This is a genomic window from Streptomyces sp. NBC_00435 (genome assembly GCF_036014235.1).
In the GTDB taxonomy this organism is placed as follows: domain Bacteria; phylum Actinomycetota; class Actinomycetes; order Streptomycetales; family Streptomycetaceae; genus Streptomyces.
Map to the genome: position 1 here is coordinate 1 of NZ_CP107924.1, position 21,212 is coordinate 21,212.

A 21,212-nucleotide genomic window follows, 5' to 3' on the forward strand; every position below is an offset into this window, starting at 1 on the left:
CATCCAGCCCTATCTGTTGAGGTGGGGGTTGGATGCCGGCAAGGTGGACACGGCACGCCTGCTCGTTTCCGAGCTGGTGGCGAACGCGGTCAAGCACGGCGAGCCGCCGGTGTTCCTGTATCTGGCCCATGGGGAGGGCACCGTGACGATCACGGTCCAGGATGCGGGCCACGGGCCGTCCCGCCCGCAGCCCGACCCCCAGGACACGAGTGCGGAAGACGGCCGCGGGCTTTTCCTGGTCGAGGCGCTGTGCGACTACTCCCGCCTGACCTGCACCCCCAACGGGACCCTGGCCACAGGCGAAATCGGCATATGAATACTGCCCTTGACGGGGCTGCGGTTCATTCGGGTGGTCGCCCTGGGCTGAGACTCGCGCGCTTTTCGCAGCGACTGAAGCGACTCAAGTGGGCGGGCGGCCGGGTTCATGGCTGGGCGAGCCCGGCCGCCCGCACTCGTGATGGCCCCGCCCCTGTGCGAGGGGGGCGGGGGCAAGGTCCAGGGGTACGTTGGGGTCCCCGCCGACGGGGGAGTTCGGCGGGGGCTCCTGGTGAAACGGTAGCTCTCCGTCCTCACGGCTGGGTACTCCGCTAACGCGGGCAGTCCGCCCCACACCGCGCTGACGGTCCGGTCTGCGAGGGCGCCCAGGTGACTGCCACGACTGCGGGCCGCAGCGGTGGCGCCGGCTCGTTCCGGGCAAGGGCATGAAGCGCGACGCCGCGTGCAAGGCCGTCTCCGGGACCTGGGTGTCGGTCTACGACGGGATTCACCGTCACCGACGCCGGCAAGCTCGACATCGACCATATGGTGCCCCTCGCCAACGCCTGACGCTCGGACGCCGGAGCGGCGTAAGGAGTTCGCGAACGACCTGACCCGCCCCCAGCTCCTGGCGGTTTCCGCGGCGGCGAACCGGCCCAAGGGCGACCAGGGCCCCGAGGACTGGCAGCCCCCGGCCAAGGGCTGCTGGTGCACCTACCCGATGGCGTGGATGAACGTGAAGAACACGTACGAGCTCACGGTGACCGAGGCGGAGAGCAGACTGAGATGCTGGAGACGTGCTCATGACCGACCACCAGCCCGACACCACCTTGCAGCCCGACAGTGGTGCCATCCCGGAAGGGCCGGGGGAGGGCGAACGCGACTGGGACGGACACACCGCACAGGCGGGGGACGGATTGCCTGGTCATGACTCGGCCAGATCCCACCACCAGGCGATGGCCGGGTAGGGGGGAGGCCCGGGAGGCAGTGCGGCGGGAAGGGTGCGGGTGATGCGGATGTTGGGGATTGAATCGGGGGCGAAGTAGCGCAGGGTGCTCGTGCCGAAGGCGATGTTTCCCGCGATCACCAGGTCGAGCACCTCGAAGTATCGTGTCATCTGCTCGCTCGCGTCGGGGAGGATCTGTTCACGCAGACGTACGTACACCGCCATCATGCGGTTACGTAGATCGACCGCAGCGTCCACGGCCTGTTCTGGTGAGAGCTCCGGATGGTCGTGCTGGAACGCGCTGAAGAGGTTGTATCTCCGCCTTGTCCGGAGCCAGCTCCTTCAGCAGGGAGTACCGGTCGTTGTCCAAGCCGGCGGCGAAAAACCCGCCTCACACGCGGCCAGCACCTTCGGAGCACGGAGTTCCGCTTCGGGTGGTTCGATGCCCCCGACGGCGTCGAGGTAGCCCAGGGTGGCGTACGTCCCGACGGAGCTGAGCCGCATGGCGAGATACGTGTTGACCCCAAGTTCCTCGCCGCGTTCACGCAGCGCGGTCACCCAGGTCATGTCCCACATCCACACCACCTGATACGTGGTGAACCGGTGGAGCTGCGCGGGGGTCATGACGACTTTGAGACGGCGAAAGACATCCCGGGCGGCAGCTTCGATCAGAGATCCATCATCTACGAAGGTGTCCGCGGCACGCATGATGCGGGTCCACCGGCCGATGTCGTTGATGACATCGAGGGTAGAACCGGGACTCGGGGGCGGAGTGACGCGGTCGTTGACCCCGAATGCCCATGCCGAGTAGTCGGCCAGGACCTGTGCGAGCGCCCCCCTCGCCCGGGGGAAGAACCAGGCTACCAAGGAGGCACCCGTAATCGCGTAGACCTCCGCGGCGTCCCCTCCTCCGCCAAGTCCGAACCGCTTGGCCCAGACTGCACAGCGGGCGACGAGGAGATCTTTCTCGGGGTTGACCTCGCTGTCGAAAGGACAGTAGAAGGTGAGCAGCGCAGGGGACGATGCGGCTGATTCATCAAAGATTTTCATGGACTTACTGCACTCCCTCGTGCGGCGGCGTTCAGCTCGTGGGGATCGTTGCCAGCTTCGCCAGATGGCTCAGCGCACCGTGGCCGACTGGCGCAGGCCAGCGGTGTGCAGGGCTCAAAGGTCCGCAGGCAGTGATCGTTGATCATCTGTTCGCCTGATTCGGCACCCAACACCGCGTCGAGCGTGCGCTGTCGGGTAGCGGTGGCCCGGTGATGCGCGGGGGCGGCCAGGACCGTGTGCTTGCCCTCGTGCAGGTCGTCCAGAACGAGTTCGCCCGTGTTGGACGGGGCACCGAACGCACCCAGCAGCTGGTGGGGGCGCGGGCTCAGGGACTGCAGGGGCTACAGTCCGACCTTGCCCTCTTCGACCGGTGGCGCGGTCAGCAAGACGCGGATCGTGTCGCCGATGCCCTCGTCGAGGAGGATGGCGAAGGCCGTCGATGGGACCGACGTAGGCGAAGCCGGGATCGGTGAACACGTTGCGGCAGCGCCGTTCCTTGTCCCCGGCACGGGGAGAGGTGAGGTGGGCTGCGAGAGCGCCGGTGGTGGGGGCGTAGAAGCGGCCGTTGTCGTTGAGGGCCCCGATCACCGGATGCCCGCCGGTCCCCAGGTTGTTCAGCCCCTCCCACGCCATGCCTCCGGTCAGAGCCGCGTCCCGGACCACCGCCACCGCGGAGCTGTCACCGGCGAGTCGACGGGCCTTGGCCGGCCCGTCCGCATACGACAGGGCGGTCGAGGCGTACCAGTTCTCCACCCAGTCATGCGGGGACTCGGACCGGCACGGATAACTGGACAGCCCGCCCGCCGCAGCACGTCGAAGCCGGCCCGCCGCCCGGTCAACAGCCTGTGCACGTACGCCTGATGGTCGGTATCGAACAACAGCGCGTCACCGGCCTCGACGTCGAAGACCCGGTGCAGAGCGAGGGTGAGCTCCACCACCCCCAGATTCGGCCCCAGGTGACCACCGGCCGCCAACATGTTCCCAACGAGGGAGGAGTGGATCTCGGCAGCCAGCGCGGGCAGCTGACCAGGCGACAGACGGCGTACTTCGGCGGGTCTGTCCATCGCTTCCAGCAGCGGCCGGACGGTTTGGAGGGAGGCGGCAGTGACCATGCGACACCAGCCTTGCTCAGGACAGACACCTTCCTGCCAACCATGCGGAACCCGCCCCATGCAGCTCCGCAGCACAAGCACCAGGATCACCGCACCGACTCGAAACCCGGAAGGCGCACAACACGGCGCTTGGCGTGTACACACGACTACGAAGTGCGCGGCGGCGCACGCCGCATCACTCCCCACAGGTACCGCGGGATCACCCGCCCCGGGCGCGCCGCCCAACCGCGCACGCCCGGGTACCCGAGCACCGCGCCGCCCCCCGACCCCCGCCTGCCCGAAGTCGCCGCTTCGCAGACCGGACACGGGCCAGCCGTCACCCCAGCCTCGTTTGCCACCCACCCCTTGACGGGACTCGATGACCTGGCGCAGTCGGATCTGATTAGATCGACGCCGCCCCGAAGCCCCGGACTGTCCAGGTCTATTGGTCGCCTGCGGCTCCTGTCGTCATTCGTTTACCGATACTCCGCCCCTGGCGTGCGTGGTGGATTGCGTGCCCCCTGCGTATGCAGCGGCACGGCTCCTGGCGGATCCGGACTATGTGCGCCACAGCGCAATTCGTAGTTCGCGTACGCGTACGCGTCAATCGTGGGCGGTGTGCGACTCCACGGGCTCGATCAGCCGGACGATCCTAGGAGTCCGTGCTGTGGTGCTGCTACGGCGTCGCTGCACGGGAGCAGGAAGCTTCCTGCCCTAGAAGCTGTCGTCGATCTCGAGGAGCGGACGAGCGTGATGGCATCCGCTTAGACTCCCCCGAGTACCGCTGTGTGTACCTACTTCCCACCTGGCACTACTTCCCCTGGAACCCCACGTCCCAGTCTCCAGTTATCCACGATCAGGGGGAAGCTTCGCCCCCTCAGCGACATGTGGACGATATTCCGTCCCGCCCGCATCAGCCGAACAGACTCATGTCAGTCGTGGCAGCCATCCTCATCCTCATGGTCTCCATGTGAAGGATCCCGCCCAGTGTCGGGTGATGCAGCAGGAATTCAAGGGACCTGGAACGACAGCGTGGTGACGGGTGGTGGGGTTCTGCGGGGCGCTTTGGTGGGTGGAGTGGCGAAACGGCGCCCACCCACCCAGAGTTTTGAGCGGTGCGCGCCGTGATCGCGCTCTTTCCGCCCTCAAACACGCCTGTACCCGGGCTGGATCTGAGGAGACTCTGGGAGAGCGCATGCGAAAGTCCACCGTATTCAGGATGAGACAAGCGCCTTTCTGAATTCAGGCCGACCTAAGCGGCGAGATCACCCGACCAATGTCGGATCAGGCCTCCAGCACCTGATGGCCGAAATGTGAGCCAACGCTATCAGGAATCATGATTTCGGCCGGAGGTCCACTAGCTGGACATGATTTATTGACCCTATTGCCTTCGACTCAAGATTCTCTCGGGCCCGCCCCTGAAACATCTTGAACTTGGTTGGCTCCCACGACACGCCACCCGTCTCTGCAGCACAGCAACTCGAGGAGGCGCTCCTATGTCGGAGTTCCGCCATTGCCCTGTCTCGATTGCCCGCATCCCTGCTGGCTTGAGTGCCCCATCGCGTTCAGTGGGGGAATTTCTGGCTGCCGCCAGCGGCTACATCCTTCCGTCGATGCAGCGCGCCGTTAGCACCTTGCCTGAGGAGATCCGGAACCTGGCCGGCATCCACTTTGGCTGGTGGGACGCCGCAGGAGACTTCACTGATGGCCCCGCCGGCAAGGCAGTCCGCCCTGCGCTGACTCTCGCTGTCTGCCAGGCCATGGGCGGCGCCGGCGCTGATGCCCTCCCCGCGGCCGTCGCGGTCGAACTCGTCCACAACGCCTCGCTGATTCACGACGACCTCATTGACCGCGATGCCACCCGCCACGGACGGCCTACCATCTGGCATCAGTTCGGCCTGCCCGCCGCTGTCCTCACCGGCGACGCACTCTTCTTCCTCGCCATCGACACCCTCCGCCGTGGAAGTCCCGCCCTGGCCGGCCTTGGCGTCACCCGCCTCACGCTCGCCGTGCAGGCCCTCATTGGCGGCGAATACCACGACACTCTGCTGGAAGGGCAGATTCTGCCCATTCTCGACGATGTCATTTCCATGACCGAGGCGAAAACCAGCGTCCTCATCGCCGAGGCATGCGCCCTTGGAGCGATTGCGGCGGATGCCTGCCCCGAACGCGTCGCCCACCTGTATGCGTTCGGTCTCCACCTCGGCTCCGCCTTCCAGCTTGTCGACGACCTCCTCGGCATCTGGGGCGAGTCGGCGACCACGGGTAAGCCCATCTGGTCTGATCTGCGGTCTCGCAAGAAATCCCTCCCCGTCGCCGCAGCCCTGACGTCCGACCACCCTGCCGCATCTACCCTTCGCCGCCTCTACAGCCAACACGGTGCCTTCACTGAGAACCAACTGGTTGAGGTCGCGGCCCTCATAGACGAGGCAGGAGGGCGACGCTGGGCCGCGACCACAGCCGAGGATCACATCGGCAAGGCGATGACTCACCTGCAGGACGCCTCCGCGGCACCCGGCCCGGCGGCCGAACTTAGCGCCCTGGCGCGCCATATTGCCCATCGCGACCACTGACCCGTGCCTCCATCACAGCCGCATGGCATAGCAGGAAGGGGCTTCACCTTCATTCGCAGAATGCGCGAAATGAAGACAAGCCATCCATTGTGCCGAGGGAATTCATCACGAGGCGCGCTGCACCGGTGGTATTCCGCTGGCAGCAACGGCAGGGGCGCAACACTGCCATCAACGCAATGTCTTCGCTGATGAAGATGGCCTCTCCTCCGGCCAGCCAAGAAAAATGGAGTGGAAAGTGAATGACGGTCAAGAACGTCTGGGGGCGTGGCTCTGGTGGCGCTCAACGGCGCATCTCCACAGCCTGGTTCCCGGATCGTGGGGCTGGGTGCCTACCGGCCCGCGACGGCCGTCTCCAATCAAACCGCGGCAGCCGCAGCGGGCGTCGACGCGCAGTGGATCGTTCAGCGGGTCGGTATACAGGAGCGGCGGCACGCGACCGCTTCGGAGAGCGTGGTGGCGATGGCGGTGGAGGCCGGTGACAAGGCCCTCGCGGACGCTGGCGCCGGTGTCGATGACGTCGATGTGGTCATTCTGGCGACGTGTTCGATGCCCTCGCCGATGCCCAATGGTGCAGCCTCGGTCGCGGCCCGCCTCGGTTGTCGTGCGGCGGCTGGGTTCGATGTGAACGCCGCGTGCTCCGGGTTCAGCCACGCTCTGGCCGTCGCCGATGCCCTGGTCCGGGCCGGCAGCGCCCGCAACGTTTTGGTCGTCGCGTCCGAGAGAATGAGCGACTGGGTCAGCGCGCAGGACCGTAACACCGGGCCGATCTTCGCCGACGGAGCCGCCGCCGCTCTCATCGGGCCCGCCCAGCACCCGGCGGTCTTCCCGGTTGCCTGGGGCAGCGATGGCCACCAGGCTGATCTCATCACCATCCGGCCGCAGACAGGTCACATGGAGATGGCCGGTCGCAAGGTGTTCCGGTGGACGACCAGTGCTCTGATGCCCGTCGTTGAAGCCGCCTGCCGGAACGCCGGAATCACTCCGAATGAGCTGAAGGCATTCGTGCCGCATCAGGCGAACCTGCGCATCATCAGCTCCCTCGCCGAGGCCATCGGTGCCCCGGGCATGGTCACTGCCACGGACGTGGTCTCCTCCGGGAACGCGTGTGCGGCCTCTGTCCCTCTGGCCTTTCACGCCCTGCGCCAGAGCGGGCGGATCCACAGCGGTGATCGGGTCCTCCTCTTCGGGTTCGGCGCTGGCCTCACCTACGCCGCCCAAGTGGTGCTCGCCCCCTGAACCATCACGCACTGCACTGTTGCCCGCCGAACACGGCGCACGTCCCTGGGCGCCGCACCCTTGCCTGGAGGATCTGATGAGCATGGACGTGCAGGCCCTGGCCGTTATCCGGCAGATGGTCGCTGACCTTGCGGGGCGCCCCGTAGAGGAGATTCAGCCCGGCGACCGGCTCCTGGAGGACCTGGACCTGGACTCCCTGCAGATCACTGAGCTCGCCCAGAAGATCGAGAACACGGTCGGCCGACCCGTCGACGAGGACCTCCTCAACGCGGAAGGCACGACGGTCGCCGACTGCGTAGAGATCGCCACCGCTTGACGGGCACAGGCGGTGTGAACCTGTCCTGCCGTAGCTGTAGGGGCCGGCCCATCAGGCAGCACACGCCACCCCACAGCTCATCCTGTCCTTTGGAAGGGGCCTTTGGTGCATGCGACCGTTTGTCCGTCTCCGCCGGCTCCCAAGAGCCCTCCAAGCCTCCCCACCTGTGTCGGTAGCCTGCGCGGCGACTTCGTGTGCGTCCCGCCCGCGTACGGCCTGCGGGAAGAACCGCTGCCGGGTGGGCCCACCTCGGACCCGTGGTCTTCCCTCCGGCCCAGGAAGGTGCCGCTGTCATGACCCGGCCCATTCCCACAGGACTCGAATCACGGACAGGCGGGGCCAATCCGAGCGTTGCGGATGGTGTCTCGGGCAGTGGGGCGGCGCACGCGAAGGCCATCCTGCTGGGTGAGCACGCTGCCGTGTACGGTGCGCCCTCACTGGCTGTCCCCCTGCCCGCGGTCGTCTGCCGTGCCACCGTGACGCCCCGATACGACAGCACGCACGGACTCGTCCGCATCCACTGCAGTCCCATGCTCGCGGGCACCGGCAAAGGCGGGCCCGTTTTCGACAGCACCCCGCCGGGACTGGGGCTCCTCGTTGACGCAGTCCTGCGACGCCCTGCCGCCGCCCGCTTCCTGGGGATCGACGTGGAACTGGCCAGCAGCATCCCGCCGTCCCGAGGGCTTGGGTCCAGTGCCGCTCTGGCCCGGGCCGTGACCCGCGCTCTCGACGACCTCCTCGGGCTGGACCTGACCGACCAGGAGGTCTTCGACTACGTACAGCTCTCCGAGTCGGCAGCCCATGGACAGGCCTCCGGAATCGACGCACTGACCACAGGGGCCACCCGTCCGGTGCTCCTGTCGGGTGGCCGGCCCAGTACACCGCCGGTCGGCTGTGCGATGTGGATCGTCGTCGCGGACTCCGGCACCCCCGGCAGCACCCGCCGGGCCGTCACCATGCTCCGCACATACTTCGACACCCACCTCGCGGCACGGGACAGATTCCTCGCACAGTCGACGGCGATCACCGAGCGTGCCCTGCACGCACTGGAGCAGGGGCACCTCCCCATCGCCGGCGCATGCCTCACCGAAACCCATCAGCTGCTGTCGAACCTGGACCTGAGTACCGAGCGGATTGACCGCCTGGTGGGCGCGGCGCTGGAGTACGGGGCTCTGGGCGCGAAATTGAGCGGGGGCGGGCTCGGCGGTTGCATGATCGCCCTCACTGGCACTTCGGCCGGCGCGGACGCACTGGCCTCTCGTCTCCTCGAACACGGCGCAGCCCACACGTGGACCACCATGGTCGAAAGGAGCGGTGGGGCGGGATGAGGTCTGACGCATGGGCGACCGCGGTCGCCCATCCGAATATCGCTTTGGTCAAGTACTGGGGAAAACGGGATGAGGACCTGATCCTGCCACTGGCCGACAGCCTGTCCATGACCCTCGACATCTTCCCCACCACGACCACCGTCCGCCTCATGCCGGGCCAGGGCCAGGACAGTGCTTTCCTCGACGGCATACCGGCGTCCGGTCAGGCCAGGCGGCGGATCGCCGCCTTCCTGGATCTGGTGCGCGACCGTACCGGTTCCACGGTTCGGGCCCGGGTGGACACGGTGAACACGGTGCCAGTGGGTGCGGGCCTGGCGTCCTCGGCGGCGGGATTCGCGGCCCTCGCGGTTGCGGCGGCCACCGTCTACGACGCGGGCCTGGACACGGTGGGCCTCTCTCGTCTGGCCCGGCGCGGTTCAGGATCCGCCTGCCGTTCCGTTTTCGGCGGCTTCGTCCAGTGGTATGCCGCCTATCCGGGCATCCCCGACCCCGACCAGGCTTCCTATGCTCAGCCCCTGGGCGACGTCCAACTCGAACTCGCGCTCATCGCCGTCCTTGTGGACACGGGTCCCAAGCCTGTATCCAGCCGCGAAGCCATGACACGCACCGTGAGTACCTCACGCCTGTTCCCGCGCTGGCTCGCCGCCACCCTCGAGGATGTCCCGGCGATGCGCGCCGCCTTGAGGGACGGGGATATCGCACGGGTCGGTGCGATCGCTGAGCGCAGTGCGATGGGCATGCACGACACGATGGAGGCGGCCGTGCCCCCGGTCAGGTACCGCACTCCCGCCTCCCGACACGTCCTCGGCCTCGTACGCGCCATGCGCGCACGAGGAGAGCAGACGTGGGCGACGATGGACGCTGGCGCCAACGTCAAGGTCCTCTGTCCCCCGGGGGATGCTCCGCGTATCGCGGCCGAACTGGCCTCGATGTCAGGCAGCCGGACCGTCATCGCCGGCCCCGGTCCCGCTGCCACACTCACCCTGGGGGACTGGTGATGAGCCGGACCGTTGTCTGCCGGGCCCCAGGGAAACTCTTCGTCGCCGGCGAGTACGCGGTTCTCTCCCCTGGCGAGCCGGCGGTCATCGTGGCGGTCGACCGCTACATCACGGTCACTGCTACCTCCGCCCGGCAGGCCGACGCCGAACTCGTCACCCACCTCACCGGCGGCCCCTACCTGCTGCACCGCGACAGTGACGGACACCTTCCCGGCCGCGTCCACACCCCGCATCCTCCAGCCCTCCGGCACCTGCTTGCGGCCCTGTCCGTCGTCGACGAGTTCCGTGCCGCGTCGCGCGTGCCGCCGCTGCCCGTGCACCTGGCCGTCAGCTCCACCCTGCACGAACTGGGTGTCAAGATCGGACTGGGCTCCAGCGGCGCCGTCACTGTCGCCGCCGTGCACGCCCTGGACACCTTCTATGGCCTGGGCCTGTCTGCCGAGATGCGGCTGCGCCTGGCACTGCTGGCGACCGCGCAGGAGGATCCGCATGCCTCCGGCGCGGACGTCGCCGCCAGCACGTGGGGCGGCTGGATCCGCTACACCGCACCCGACCGCGGCCGACTCCGCCACATGAGCGCCACCCTCGGTGTGGCCGCCGCCCTGCACGCCGACTGGCCCGGCCTCTCCGTTCGCCACGTTGCGCCCCCCGCCACAACTTTGCACGTGGGCTGGACCGGCACGCCGGCCTCCAGCCCGGACAAGGTCGGCCGGCTGCAGGACACCGCCTGGTGGAACAGCGAAGCCCATCAGTGTTTCCTCAACCGCAGCCGCCGCGTGGTCGATGCCCTGGTCCAGGCTCTGCGGCCCGGCGAGAACAGAATTCCCCTCAGTACCATCGAAACCGCCCGCAGACTTCTGTCCACCCTTGACCAGCAGACATCCGCGGGAATCTTCACTCCCGCCCTCACCACCCTGTGTGACGCCGCCAGGCTCCTGGGTGGTGCGGGAAAGCCGTCGGGCGCCGGCGGCGGAGACTGCGGCATAGCTCTCCTCCCCGACGGCGCCGACCCGGACGCCCTGCACGAGGCATGGACGGACGCAGCCATCAGCCCCCTCGCCCTGCGCACCGCCCCGCCGTCCGTCATGACCGGACCAACGACAGGACCGATCGGGCCGAGTCCGCGCACCGTAGCGACTGCCGCGACGGGGCCCGGCACAAGGAGGACTCCGTGACCGCCACAGGCAAGGACGACCACGTCCGCCTCGCCGTCGCCCAACACACCGGGCAGGCCTCCCCTCCCCCTCTTCCGGCTCTCAGGACAGGCGCTCCAACCCTTTCGATTACATCCGGTTCGTCCACCACGCCCTGGCAGGAACCGACCCTGACCTGGTCACTTTGACCACCCGCGTCGCCGCCGTCTCCTGGGGGGTGCCCCTCTACATCAACGCGAGGACAGGAGGCTCTCCCAAGTCCGGTGCAATCAACCGGGACCTGGCGATCGCGGTCCGTGAAACCGGACTGGCCATCGCCACCGGTTCCATGAGCCCCTACCTCAAAGACCCCTCCACCGCCGACACCTTCACCCCCATGCGCCGCCTGAACCCAGACGGCTTCGTGATGGCCAACCTCAACCCCGCTCTGACCGCCTGCGACCTCCAGATCACCGGAAGCCTGCGCGCCTTCCTGGACCACCCTCCAAGACCCAAAGGCGAACGCCGATGACCATCCACCCCGCCACCGGGCCCGGCCAGACAGCCGCTCCGGCGGACCACTCCACACCGGTGCCGACCCGATGGGTCGGTCCCATACAGATCACAGGGAATGCCGCGTCGGGCGGAATCCACGTGCCCCTGGCCACTTACGAAGCGCCGCTGTGGCCATCCGTCGCACGGGGGGCCAGGATCTCCCGCCTGGTCGACGACGGAATCAGAGTCACCCTGATCGACGAGCGGATGACACGCTCAGTTCTCCTCGAAGCCCCTGATGCTGCGACCGCCTACGCCGCCGCCCAAGCCATCCACGCCCGGACCGAAGAACTCCGAGGCGTGACCAGGCAGTCCAGCCGCTTCGCAAAACTCCTGGCCATCCGGCACGAGATCGCCGGGCCGCTGCTGTTCGTACGTTTCGAGTTCGCGACCGGCGACGCCTCGGGCCACAACATGGCCACTCTGGCCGCCGACCGCCTCATGGCCCACATCCTCACCTACATCCCCGATATCTCGTACGGGTCGATCTCCGGCAACTACTGCACCGACAAAAAGGCCACCGCGATCAACGGGATCCTCGGCCGCGGCAAAAACGCCACCGCCGAAATCCTCGTCCCCCAAGCCGTCGTCGCCGAACGCCTGCACACCACCGCCACGAAGATCACCCGCCTCAACGTCCACAAGAACCTCGTCGGCACCCTCCTCGCCGGCGGGATCCGCTCCGCCAACGCCCACTACGCCAACATGCTCCTCGCTCTCTACCTGGCCACCGGCCAAGACGCCGCGAACATCGTCGAAGGCTCCCAAGGCATCACCTACGCCGACGACCGGGACGGCGACCTGTACTTCTCCTGCACCCTGCCCAACCTCATCGTCGGCACCGTCGGTAACGGCAAAACCCTGCCCCAGGCCGAAGAAGCACTCACCCGCCTGGGATGCCGCGAACACCGCCCCACCGGCGACAACGCCCGCCGCCTCGCCGCCATCACCGCAGCGACCGTCCTGTGCGGGGAACTATCGCTCATGGCCGCCCAGACCAACCCCGGCGAGCTCATGAACGCCCACACCCGCCTCGAACGCGCGAGCGGAACCCGCCATGACAACTGAGCCACCCGTCGGCATCCACGACCTCACCTTCTCCACCACCACTCTCGTCCTGACCCACGACGAACTCGCCCGCCACACCGGCGCTAACCCCGCCAAGTACCGCCACGGCATCGGACAGACCTCCATAAGCATCCCCACCCCGGACGAAGACATCGTCACCATGGCCGCAGGCGCCGGCGCCCCGATCATCGAACGCCACGGGAAAGACAGGATCCGCACCCTCCTCTTCGCCACAGAAACCGGCATCGACCAGTCCAAAGCCGCCGGCATCTACGTCCATCAGCTCCTGGGACTGAACCGCAACGTCCGTGTCGTCGAACTCAAGCAGGCCTGCTACGGCGCCACCGCCGCCCTCCAACTCGCCTGCGCCCTCGTCCGCACCGACCCCACCCAGCAAGTCCTGGTCCTAGCCGGCGACATCGCCCGCTACGACCTCGACAGCCCGGGCGAAGCCACCCAAGGCGCCGCAGCCGCAGCCATCCTCATCGCCGCCCACCCCAACATCGCCGTCATCAACGCCCCCTCCGGCCTCTACACCCGCGACGTCATGGACTTCTGGCGCCCCAACTACCGCACCACCCCCCTCGTCAACGGAAAGAAGTCCGTCGACACCTACCTCGAAGCCCTCACCGCCACCTGGCACGACCACGAGACCCGCGGCGGCCTCCCCCTCGAAAAGCTCCGGGCCATCTGCTACCACCAGCCCTTCACCCGCATGGCGTACAAAGCCCACCACCACCTGCTCAAGACCACCGGCACAACACCCACCCTCCATGCCATCGAAGGTGCAGTCGCGGCCACCACCACCTACAACGAGACCATCGGCAACAGCTACACCGCCTCCCTCTACCTAGCCCTTGCCGCCCTCCTCGACCACGACACCACCCTCGGCGCAGAGACCATCGGCCTCTTCAGCTACGGATCCGGCAGCGTCGCCGAATTCCTCACCGCCACCATCCAGCCCGGATACCCCACCGCGCTGCGCACCCAAGCCCACCAGCACGCCATCGCGACCCGCACACGTATCACCTACGACACCTACCGCCAACTCCACACCGCACAACTCCCCACCGACGGGCAGAAACACCAGATCCCCCACCAGACCCACGGCCCATATCGCCTCGCCGGAATCGACGCCCACCAACGCCACTACGAAGCCAGCTCCCCGCGGTCCCTGGCGAGTAACTCCGCCCCATCACCGACTCCTCCGCCGAACCGGGAGTGTCATGAATCAGGTGGGCACTTGCTCAGAAGGGACCCCTGATGGATGCGGAGAACGGTCACCTGATCGAGGACGCTGACGGCGTGTCGGTTGCGGTGTTCGACAGGGACGTTGACGGTGCAGGTGTGGCATCGAAGACGACGATGGCGAGCCGGGAAGCGGCGGCCGCGCACGGGCTGAGCCCGGCTCTGTTGGACGAGCTGGCCGAGCTGGCCGCCGGCAAGGTCCGCGAGGGCGGGCTGCGGCTGATGGGCGAGGGCGGCCTGCTGGTCGAGCTCACCCGGCACCTGATGCAGGCCGCCGTTGAGGCGGAGATGGACCTGCATCTGGCCGAGGAGGCCGGCCGCACCGGCGGCCGGGGCTCCCGGTCTGGAGGCAACGCCCGCAACGGCTACCGGGGCCGGAAGGTGATGACGGAGGTCGGCGGTGTGACGGTGCAGGTCCCCCGGGACCGCCTGGGCACCTTCAGCTCCAGCGTGCTGCCGAAGTACGCGCGCCGTACCGGCGGCCTGGAGGAGATGGTCCTCTCGCTGACCGCGAAGGGCCTGACCTCTGGGGAGATCGTCGCGCATCTCGCCGAGGCCTACGGCATGGAGACCTCCAAGGAGACGGTTTCCACCATCACGGACAAGGCCCTGGATGCCATGGCCGACTGGCGCACCCGCCCGCTCGATCCCGTCTATCCGGTCCTGTTCGTGGACTGCGTGAACGCGAAAATTCGGGACGGTGCGGTGGCGAACCGCCCCATCTACGTGGTCCTCGCGGTCACCTGCGAGGGTCACCGCGAGATCCTCGGACTGTGGGCCGGCGACGGCGGCGAGGGCGCCAAATACTGGCAGAACGTCCTCGCCGAGCTGCAGAACCGCGGCGTGAGGGACGTGCTCATGCTCGTCTGCGACGGCCTGAAGGGCCTGCCCGAGGCGGTCAACACCGTCTTCCCCGCCACCGTGGTCCAGCTCTGCATCGTTCACCTCATCCGCACCACGCTGAAGTACATCTCGCGCGCCGACTGGGACAAGGCCGCCCGCGGACCTTCTGGGGATCTGGGGTGATCCCGAGCGAACTGGCAAGCCGGTCGGCGCCGATCTGGCCGTGCGCAAGAAGTCCTTGCCTGTCGCCGCAGCGCTGGCATCGCCCGGAGCGGCGGCCCGGGAGCTGGCCACGCTGTACACCGGGTCCGGCCGTTTGTTCGCGGCCCAGTTGACGCGTGCGGCAGAGCTGGTGGAGGCAGCCGGGGGGCGTGCCTGGGCGGAGCGTGAGGCTCAAGAGCACATCGGGCGGGCGCTTGACCAGTTGACGGCGGCCCGTGCGAGGCGAACCTGCGGCGGCGGAGCTGGCCACCCTGGCGCATTTGATCATCCACCGGGACCGTTGACCCGCCTTCGAGGAGACCTTCATGTCTGAGCAGGTCCTGCTTCCGCCTCTCTATATGCCGCTGCCCGCGGCCATGCACCCCGAGGTCGACCGTATCTCTGCCCGGTCGCGGCAGTGGATCAGCAAGTACGGCCTGGGATCGCCGGAGAAGATCGAGGCGAACAACATCGGCGAGGCCGCGTGCCTGACTCTGCCGCTCACGCCGGAGCCGATTACCCAGATCTACTGTGACGTCGCGAATTTCGCCGTCGTCCTGGACGATCTGGCCCTGGGCGGTCTCGGCGGCGGCGAGGGGCTGCTGCGGTACTTGCCCAGCTACATCTGCCGCGTCAGGTACACCTGTGCCGTTCCCGGTGCCCGGCTGCTGGATGCGGACAATCCGATCGAAGCGCCATGGATCGATCTGGCCCAGCGTCTGCACGCCGGATCCTCTTCCGCGCTTGCCATGCAGTTCGCCGATGCTCTGCAGGTGTGGATGGTGGCGATGCTCGCAGAGGAGACGGGCGAGGTGAACGACGTGAACAGCTATCTCGGCCAGCGCATCGGCGGTGTCGGCAACTCCGCCGCCGAGGCCCTCCTGGCGATCGGGGCCGGCCTAGGCCCGGACCAGCGGATGACGCCCGCGTTCCGCGCGCTGAGTGATGCCGCCAGTGCGCTCACCGTCATCGACAACGACCTGGTCTCCTACGGAAAGGAGACCACCGAGGGCAAACCGGCCTCCCGTAACCTGATCCACCTGCTACAAGAGCAACGTGGCCTGGACTTTCAGGCCGCCCTGGATGAGACCGTGGACATCCACGACCGGATGATGGGCCTGTTCGTGCGCCTGCGGGACCAGGAGTACACGGCGGCGTCGCCCGCGATGCGCCAGTACCTCACCGGACTGGGTCACATCATCCGCGGCAGCTGGGACTACTACTGGCGGGAGAGTACGCACCGCTACCAGGGCGCGGACCGTGTCATGGCCGACGGCGGCTTCGCCGATGCTCCCGTGGGCCACGGACGCCTGGACGAGCCGGCCATCTCCTGGTGGTGGGACCAGCTCAAGAACCACACCGATGTCGCTGAGGGGGAGGGCGGTCGCGATGCATGAGGGTTGGTGAGCTGGGGTGTTGCAGGTTGATTGAGAACGGCTTGTGCGACGCCAGTCGTGGCTTGGTCTGGGACTGTTGCAGGTTGGCTGAGAACCAAGCTGGTGTTGCAGATGGCTTCTGCGTCTAAAGGGCCGAGTGCTATTTTTAGGGTTTCAGGTTGTTTTGCGCAGGTCGGCTGGGTGGTGGGGCGGGTCGGTTTGCGGCTTCTGGGCTCGACGGGCGGAGCGTGGTTGGTTCTTCCGCTGCCAGTGCCCGGGTAAGGCTCCGCGATGCTGGCCGTCCGTTAGCCGAAGTACGGGGAACGGTTCTCCAGCCAGCCGATTGCGTGCAGGTCGCGTGCGAGCCAGCTGTAGGCGAGGTTCGTGGCCTGCCGTTCATGGTGCATGTTGATTGCTTCCTGGCTGACTTCGGGTACCCGGAATACTGATGATTTGCCGTCGGCCAGGTTTGTCCACTGCCTGGGTGGTACGTCAGGTTCTTCAATCAGGTTGAGGTTCACCACTGGCTTGCCGGACTCACGTGCCGTGCTGTCGGTGTGGAGCGTGTACTCCAGGATCGGAGGAACATCGGCGCTCTCGTCTGGGCTTGCCGTGATCACGAGACCATCAGCGCGGACCGGCACGATGCTGTAGAGGGCCAGCGCGTGCCCGAATCGGGGGAAGTTCGTCTCTACGAGCTGCTGATAGCCGATGAGCGCATTCTGTAGGACGGTGGTTGTGATGGACCAGATCAGCTCAGGCGAGTAGGCCTCCCAGACGAATCGAGCCCCCGTCCTCTGATCCGCAGGTGGGTACGGAGCAGCGAGGGTCTCCGCGTGGATATGCCGGAGTTCGGCGTGGAGCCAACGGATGTCGCCGGAGTCGATTGTGTCGCCAGATGCCTGCCAGGTACACCACTGGCTGCTCTCAACCTGCTGCATCATCGTCTGCACCTTCAGCCGGAGGTCATGCACAGGAATGGGAGTGCCATGGGGGAGTCGGCGGCCGGAGAGAATCCGACGAGCGAGATACCAGATCCGCTCGGCCGCGAGCGGGGAGTCGGATGGCACAGGCAGTACCCTCCGCTCGATGCGGTGGGACAGGGCCGTACGCAGTCGATTGCGTGCCCAGGTCCATCTCGACAGGTCATCCTGTGGCAGGGCGAAGCCCTCGATGCTGTGGAACTGTGACAGCAAGCTGCCACTGGGGTGAAGGTCCGGTCGTACCACGATGTCTGCGTCCAACACGCCTTCACGACCCACGGCAAGCAGCATGAAGTTGCCTTCAAGCCGGACACCCCATTGTTCCAGAGCCCCGCTGTGTTGACGTGTCAACTGGGATCGGAGGCCGCCGAGACCATCGATCCAGGCCAGCATGGCTTCCCTGAGCCACCCACCTGCTACCAGTGCCGATTCCTCGCCGGAGTTCCATTGCCTGCTACCTACCCGGCTGGCCCGTTTACCGGATGTGGAGACCTCATCTAGTACCCATGACGCTGCGGCTGGGTTTGCTCGTACGAGACGCGACATGAACTCCAGCGCCTTGTCCGCGGCAGCAGTGTCGATCGCGAACGCGACCGCGTAGCGCCAGCGGGGGAAGCTCTCAGGGCCTGCTGCGTCTTCAAGGTGGGTGATGCCATCTTGGAGAGCTTGCGCGGCGAAGTGCTGCTCGAACAAGGGCAGAGCGAATCGCAGATGGTCGTCGTCCCGGACTACCAGCCCCGTCTCCTCCAACTCCCAGACTTCCTGGTCCCGCCCGAACGAGGAGGCCCGGACCTGTCCGGCTGAATCTAGGACTAGGGCGGCCAGTCGTACCAGGCCGCCCCACACTTCATCCTTGACGGGCCGCCGCTGCTGCCGAAGAACGGAGCTCGCCAGACCAGCGAGCAACTCCTGCGTAGACACATTTGCGTCACCGCCGGCACGCAAACGGCTTGCCAGGGCGTGGACCAGTAGGGGACTCGTAAGAAGCTGTCGAGTTTCGTGCTCTTTGACTGCATGGAAGACCCGCTCACCCACGATGATGCGGAGCAACTCCAGACCGCGCGTACGGGGCCAAGGGGCGACCTCGATACGCTCGCGCTCGTCCACCTCGCCCGCCCCCGGCCGAGTCGTTGCAAGAACACTGAGGCGAGGCCACGTCAGAACCAGTCGCCGTGCCTGGGCCAGCACCTTATCGGCATCCCACGGACTCAGCCGGTCCAGATCATCAATGACGATCCGGCATTCCTGCTCCAGATTTCCACTTAGGACCGTTTCTAGCTGACGCTGCTCCAGGTCCCGCGCCTCCAGCCACACCGGCACCGCCACATTCGCGTCCGTCTGTGCCTGTATCAACCCCGCATCCCACCAATGCTCGGCTTCCTCGCTCTTGCCTGCACCCATGGGCGCCACCAGAACCCGAACACTGCCGAACGGAACCTCTACGAAGGCTTGCTCTTGAGCAAGGAGCCATTCGAGAACATCGTCCCGTCGATCCGCTGGCGTACTACTCAAGCGAGTAAGCCTCCGTGCGAGGGAACGCCGTTCCGCGAGCCCCAGCGCTTCCTCTCGTTTCGTATCAGCCGTCACTTCGTGACCATCTGTAGATGGTCGATTGTCCGTCAGAGAGACGAGCTGCTGGTTGCTCCTGGCCGTTGATACCTGCGCTTCCTCCAGGAGGTTCCGCCAGTTCCGCTCGTTCGGCTTTTCCCCAGCCCAGGCGCTCCAGACCCGAACCAGGGCGATGAAGTGTTCGCTGCTGCTGGGGCTGGGCACCGTCGCACGCGCCGATGGAACAGGAAGCCAGCGACTGATCGCTTGGAACGTGACGGCGACTGCGTACGGCGTTCGCACCGTCTCGCGCGCGGCCTCCCGCCTGGAACACGGCAGCCCGGCAGCCTTCCGGGCACGCTTCGCCCGCGTTTCGAGGGCACGCAGCTGCTCGTTCAGTTCCTGCGCCGGATCCGGCATCCGTGCTCCCGGTGGCTGTCCGTCGTGTCCGCAGCGACCGCGGCGGACACCTCGTTGACCTGCGAGCCTAGAGGCCGTTCGTCCGGAGCGTCCTCCCTTTCGGACACCAGCCTCGTGTGGGCTGGAACCTCAGGTCAGCGCCCGGCAAGCAGAGCCGGGCAACGACCTCCAAGGGAGTATCGGAGTGAACCGGAACGATCCAATGAAGAAGCGCACTATGCGCCGGCTCGGCCGCACGGCGTTGTTCGCCGCCGTACGCGGAGCCAGTGCCGCCGTCGGATCGTCTGTGATCGCCACGCTGATCTGGTGGTTCGGGTCCCGCTGACGGCAGCCCCTGATGCCGCGTGTCTTGGAGGCGGCGAACTGACAGCGTCGAGGGCGGCTGCCGATCTTGCTGGGGGTTCCGGCTGAGAAAGGGACCGATGAGTGGGCACGGGTCTGTCCCACGGATTTGTTTGTGCTGGTCAGCGGGTAGTTCGGCGGGTCGGGGTGCGGGTTTTGAGCTGGTGGGTTTCGGCGTGGTGGTCGAGGCGGACAGCCTCGAGCGTTGTTTTGGTGATGCGTTCGGTGCCGTCGTGGATGGCGGTGATGGTGGCTTGGCGGATGAGTCGGGTGAGGCTTCCGATGCGGCCGGCGGTGCGTTGGTGGAGGTAGGTCGCGTGGCGGGGGAGTGTGCCCGGCCACCGCCCGACCCGGCGCAATGCCGGGCACAGACGTGGGCGGCAGGTCTGCATAACGTGGATGCGCGAGCACGGTGCCATTGCCGAGGCCAGTAGGAGCAACCACCTGGGAGGGGTGCAATGTTAGACACCGGTGATGTGGGCGTCTTCCTGGGTATGGACGTCGGAAAGTCCGCCCATCATGGCCATGGGCTGACGCCGGCGGGCAAGAAGGTCTTCGACAAGCCGATGCCCAACAGCGAACCGAAACTGCGGGCCGTCTTCGACAAGCTAATCGCGAAGTTCGGCACGGTGCTGGTGATCGTGGACCAGCCGGCATCGATCGGCGCTCTGCCGCTGACCGTGGCCCGCGACGCGGGCTGCGAGGTCGCCTACCTGCCCGGACTCGCGATGCGGCGGATCGCCGACCTCTACCCGGGCGAGGCGAAGACCGACGCGAAGGACGCGGCGGTGATCGCGGACGCCGCCCGGACGATGCCGCACGTCCTGCGGTCGCTGGAGCTGACCGACGAGATCACCGCCGAGCTCACGGTGCTGACCGGCTTCGACCAAGACCTCGCGGCCGAGGCCACCCGCACCAGCAACCGGATACGCGGCCTGCTCACCCAGTTCCACCCGTCGCTGGAGCGCGTGCTCGGACCCCGGCTGGACCATCCGGCCGTCACCTGGCTCCTCGAGCGCCACGGGTCCCCGGCCGCTTTGCGGAAAGCCGGCCGCCGCAGGCTCGTCGAACTCATCCGCCCGAAGGCGCCGCGGATGGCCGCGCGGCTGATCGACGAGATCTTCGACGCCCTCAACGAGCAGACCGTCATCGTTCCCGGCACGGGCACCCTCGACATCGTGATCCCGTCCCTGGCCGCCTCCCTCGCCGCGGTCCACGACCAGCGCCGAGCACTGGAAGCGCAGATCAGCAGCCTGCTGGAGGCTCACCCTCTTCACCCGGTCCTGACCTCGATGCCGGGAGTCGGGGTCAGGACCGCCGCCGTCCTACTGGTCACCGTCGGCGACGGAACCGGCTTTCCCAGCGCCGCCCACCTCGCCTCCTACGCCGGCCTCGCCCCGACCACGAAGTCGTCGGGGACCTCGATCCACGGCGAACACGCACCCAGAGGCGGAAACCGGCAGCTCAAACGGGCCATGTTCCTCTCCGCCTTCGCCTGCATGAACGCCGACCCGGCATCACGCACCTACTACGACCGCCAACGAGCCCGCGGCAAAACCCACACCCAAGCCCTCCTCCGCCTCGCCCGCCAACGCATCGGCGTCCTGTTCGCCATGCTCCGAGACGGCACCTTCTACGAGTCCAGAGTCCCCACCATCACCCTCGCCGCATGACCATCCCAAACAGCCCCACACCCGGCACC

At 67.0% G+C, this 21,212-nt stretch carries 16 protein-coding genes and 3 pseudogenes; 14 read left to right on the forward strand and 5 right to left on the reverse strand.

Features of this window, described 5'->3' with window-relative positions; genetic code table 11:
* A partial coding sequence (locus OG389_RS00005; protein ID WP_328296372.1) for an ATP-binding protein occupies positions 1–316 on the forward strand: 316 nt, incomplete at its 5' end.
* 864 nt (positions 317–1,180) lie between these two features.
* Here the strand turns inward: OG389_RS00005 and OG389_RS00015 are convergent.
* The 3 genes and pseudogenes from OG389_RS00015 to OG389_RS36630 all read right to left on the reverse strand — a co-directional run.
* Positions 1,181–1,459, reverse strand: a complete 279-nt coding sequence (locus tag OG389_RS00015; protein WP_328296373.1) for a hypothetical protein — start codon at positions 1,457–1,459, stop codon at positions 1,181–1,183.
* 84 nt (positions 1,460–1,543) lie between these two features.
* Entirely contained in the window at positions 1,544–2,251 is a 708-nt protein-coding gene (locus OG389_RS00020; protein WP_328296374.1) for a terpene synthase family protein, read from the reverse strand.
* A gap of 501 nt (positions 2,252–2,752) precedes the next feature.
* Positions 2,753–3,423 (reverse strand): annotated as a pseudogene (locus OG389_RS36630) (1-deoxy-D-xylulose-5-phosphate synthase N-terminal domain-containing protein); the annotation flags it as partial.
* A 1,415-nt stretch (positions 3,424–4,838) separates the two neighbouring features.
* Here OG389_RS36630 and OG389_RS00035 point away from each other — a divergent pair.
* The 11 genes and pseudogenes from OG389_RS00035 (at position 4,839) to OG389_RS00085 (ending at position 16,238) form a co-directional block, all read left to right on the forward strand.
* Positions 4,839–5,915, forward strand: a complete 1,077-nt coding sequence (locus OG389_RS00035; protein ID WP_328296375.1) for a polyprenyl synthetase family protein — start codon at positions 4,839–4,841, stop codon at positions 5,913–5,915.
* A 264-nt stretch (positions 5,916–6,179) separates the two neighbouring features.
* Positions 6,180–7,151, forward strand: coding sequence for a beta-ketoacyl-ACP synthase 3 (locus tag OG389_RS00040; protein ID WP_328296376.1), 972 nt, complete (start codon positions 6,180–6,182; stop codon positions 7,149–7,151).
* Between the two features lie 76 nt (positions 7,152–7,227).
* The gene (locus OG389_RS00045) at positions 7,228–7,467 is read left to right on the forward strand and encodes a phosphopantetheine-binding protein (protein WP_328296377.1); all 240 of its coding nucleotides are present in this window, start codon (positions 7,228–7,230) and stop codon (positions 7,465–7,467) included.
* A 293-nt stretch (positions 7,468–7,760) separates the two neighbouring features.
* Positions 7,761–8,795, forward strand: a complete 1,035-nt coding sequence (mvk, locus tag OG389_RS00050; RefSeq protein ID WP_328296378.1) for a mevalonate kinase — start codon at positions 7,761–7,763, stop codon at positions 8,793–8,795.
* A complete protein-coding gene (mvaD, locus tag OG389_RS00055; protein ID WP_328296379.1) occupies positions 8,792–9,793 on the forward strand; it encodes a diphosphomevalonate decarboxylase in 1,002 nt (333 codons plus the stop codon). The genes mvk and mvaD overlap by 4 nt, the downstream gene beginning before the upstream one ends.
* Entirely contained in the window at positions 9,793–10,968 is a 1,176-nt protein-coding gene (locus OG389_RS00060; RefSeq protein ID WP_328296380.1) for a phosphomevalonate kinase, read from the forward strand. Before mvaD ends, OG389_RS00060 begins: the two co-directional genes overlap by 1 nt.
* 163 nt (positions 10,969–11,131) lie before the next feature.
* Positions 11,132–11,458 carry a hypothetical protein gene (locus OG389_RS00065; RefSeq protein WP_328296381.1) on the forward strand — a complete coding sequence of 109 codons (327 nt, stop codon included), beginning with the start codon at positions 11,132–11,134 and terminating at the stop codon, positions 11,456–11,458.
* A complete protein-coding gene (locus OG389_RS00070; RefSeq protein WP_443059178.1) occupies positions 11,455–12,549 on the forward strand; it encodes a hydroxymethylglutaryl-CoA reductase in 1,095 nt (364 codons plus the stop codon). Before OG389_RS00065 ends, OG389_RS00070 begins: the two co-directional genes overlap by 4 nt.
* The gene (locus OG389_RS00075; RefSeq protein ID WP_328296382.1) at positions 12,539–13,813 is read left to right on the forward strand and encodes a hydroxymethylglutaryl-CoA synthase; all 1,275 of its coding nucleotides are present in this window, start codon (positions 12,539–12,541) and stop codon (positions 13,811–13,813) included. The genes OG389_RS00070 and OG389_RS00075 overlap by 11 nt, the downstream gene beginning before the upstream one ends.
* A gap of 101 nt (positions 13,814–13,914) precedes the next feature.
* A pseudogene (locus OG389_RS00080) lies at positions 13,915–14,799 on the forward strand (IS256 family transposase); the annotation flags it as partial.
* Positions 14,800–15,167: 368 nt separating this feature from the next.
* Positions 15,168–16,238, forward strand: coding sequence for a terpene synthase family protein (locus OG389_RS00085; RefSeq protein ID WP_328296384.1), 1,071 nt, complete (start codon positions 15,168–15,170; stop codon positions 16,236–16,238).
* Positions 16,239–16,522: 284 nt separating this feature from the next.
* Here the strand turns inward: OG389_RS00085 and OG389_RS00090 are convergent, their stop codons facing one another.
* Positions 16,523–19,168 (reverse strand): hypothetical protein, encoded by a 2,646-nt coding sequence (locus tag OG389_RS00090; RefSeq protein WP_328296385.1) that lies wholly within the window; start codon positions 19,166–19,168, stop codon positions 16,523–16,525.
* Between the two features lie 202 nt (positions 19,169–19,370).
* Between OG389_RS00090 and OG389_RS00095 the strand changes: the two genes are divergently transcribed.
* Complete coding sequence (locus OG389_RS00095) at positions 19,371–19,493, forward strand: hypothetical protein (RefSeq protein WP_328296386.1); 123 nt, start codon at positions 19,371–19,373, stop codon at positions 19,491–19,493.
* Between the two features lie 139 nt (positions 19,494–19,632).
* Here the strand turns inward: OG389_RS00095 and OG389_RS00100 are convergent.
* Positions 19,633–19,845, reverse strand: a pseudogene (locus tag OG389_RS00100) (ATP/GTP-binding protein); the annotation flags it as partial.
* 123 nt (positions 19,846–19,968) lie between these two features.
* On the opposite strand from OG389_RS00100, the gene OG389_RS00105 reads away from it, so the two are divergent.
* Positions 19,969–21,183: an IS110 family transposase gene (locus tag OG389_RS00105; protein WP_328296387.1), complete on the forward strand. Its 1,215-nt coding sequence runs from the start codon at positions 19,969–19,971 to the stop codon at positions 21,181–21,183.
* Positions 21,184–21,212: the final 29 nt, after the last annotated feature.

Coding starts and splice junctions, on each gene's coding strand:
- OG389_RS00020 (WP_328296374.1), bottom strand. CDS start 2,251: ATGAAAATCTTTGATGAATCAGCCGCATCGTCCCCTGCGCTGCTCACC.
- OG389_RS00095 (WP_328296386.1), top strand. CDS start 19,371: ATGAAGAAGCGCACTATGCGCCGGCTCGGCCGCACGGCGTTGTTCGCC.
- mvk (WP_328296378.1), top strand. CDS start 7,761: ATGACCCGGCCCATTCCCACAGGACTCGAATCACGGACAGGCGGGGCC.
- OG389_RS00045 (WP_328296377.1), top strand. CDS start 7,228: ATGAGCATGGACGTGCAGGCCCTGGCCGTTATCCGGCAGATGGTCGCT.
- OG389_RS00085 (WP_328296384.1), top strand. CDS start 15,168: ATGTCTGAGCAGGTCCTGCTTCCGCCTCTCTATATGCCGCTGCCCGCG.
- OG389_RS00090 (WP_328296385.1), bottom strand. CDS start 19,168: ATGCCGGATCCGGCGCAGGAACTGAACGAGCAGCTGCGTGCCCTCGAA.
- OG389_RS00035 (WP_328296375.1), top strand. CDS start 4,839: ATGTCGGAGTTCCGCCATTGCCCTGTCTCGATTGCCCGCATCCCTGCT.
- OG389_RS00070 (WP_443059178.1), top strand. CDS start 11,455: ATGACCATCCACCCCGCCACCGGGCCCGGCCAGACAGCCGCTCCGGCG.
- OG389_RS00105 (WP_328296387.1), top strand. CDS start 19,969: ATGTTAGACACCGGTGATGTGGGCGTCTTCCTGGGTATGGACGTCGGA.
- OG389_RS00060 (WP_328296380.1), top strand. CDS start 9,793: ATGAGCCGGACCGTTGTCTGCCGGGCCCCAGGGAAACTCTTCGTCGCC.
- mvaD (WP_328296379.1), top strand. CDS start 8,792: ATGAGGTCTGACGCATGGGCGACCGCGGTCGCCCATCCGAATATCGCT.
- OG389_RS00075 (WP_328296382.1), top strand. CDS start 12,539: ATGACAACTGAGCCACCCGTCGGCATCCACGACCTCACCTTCTCCACC.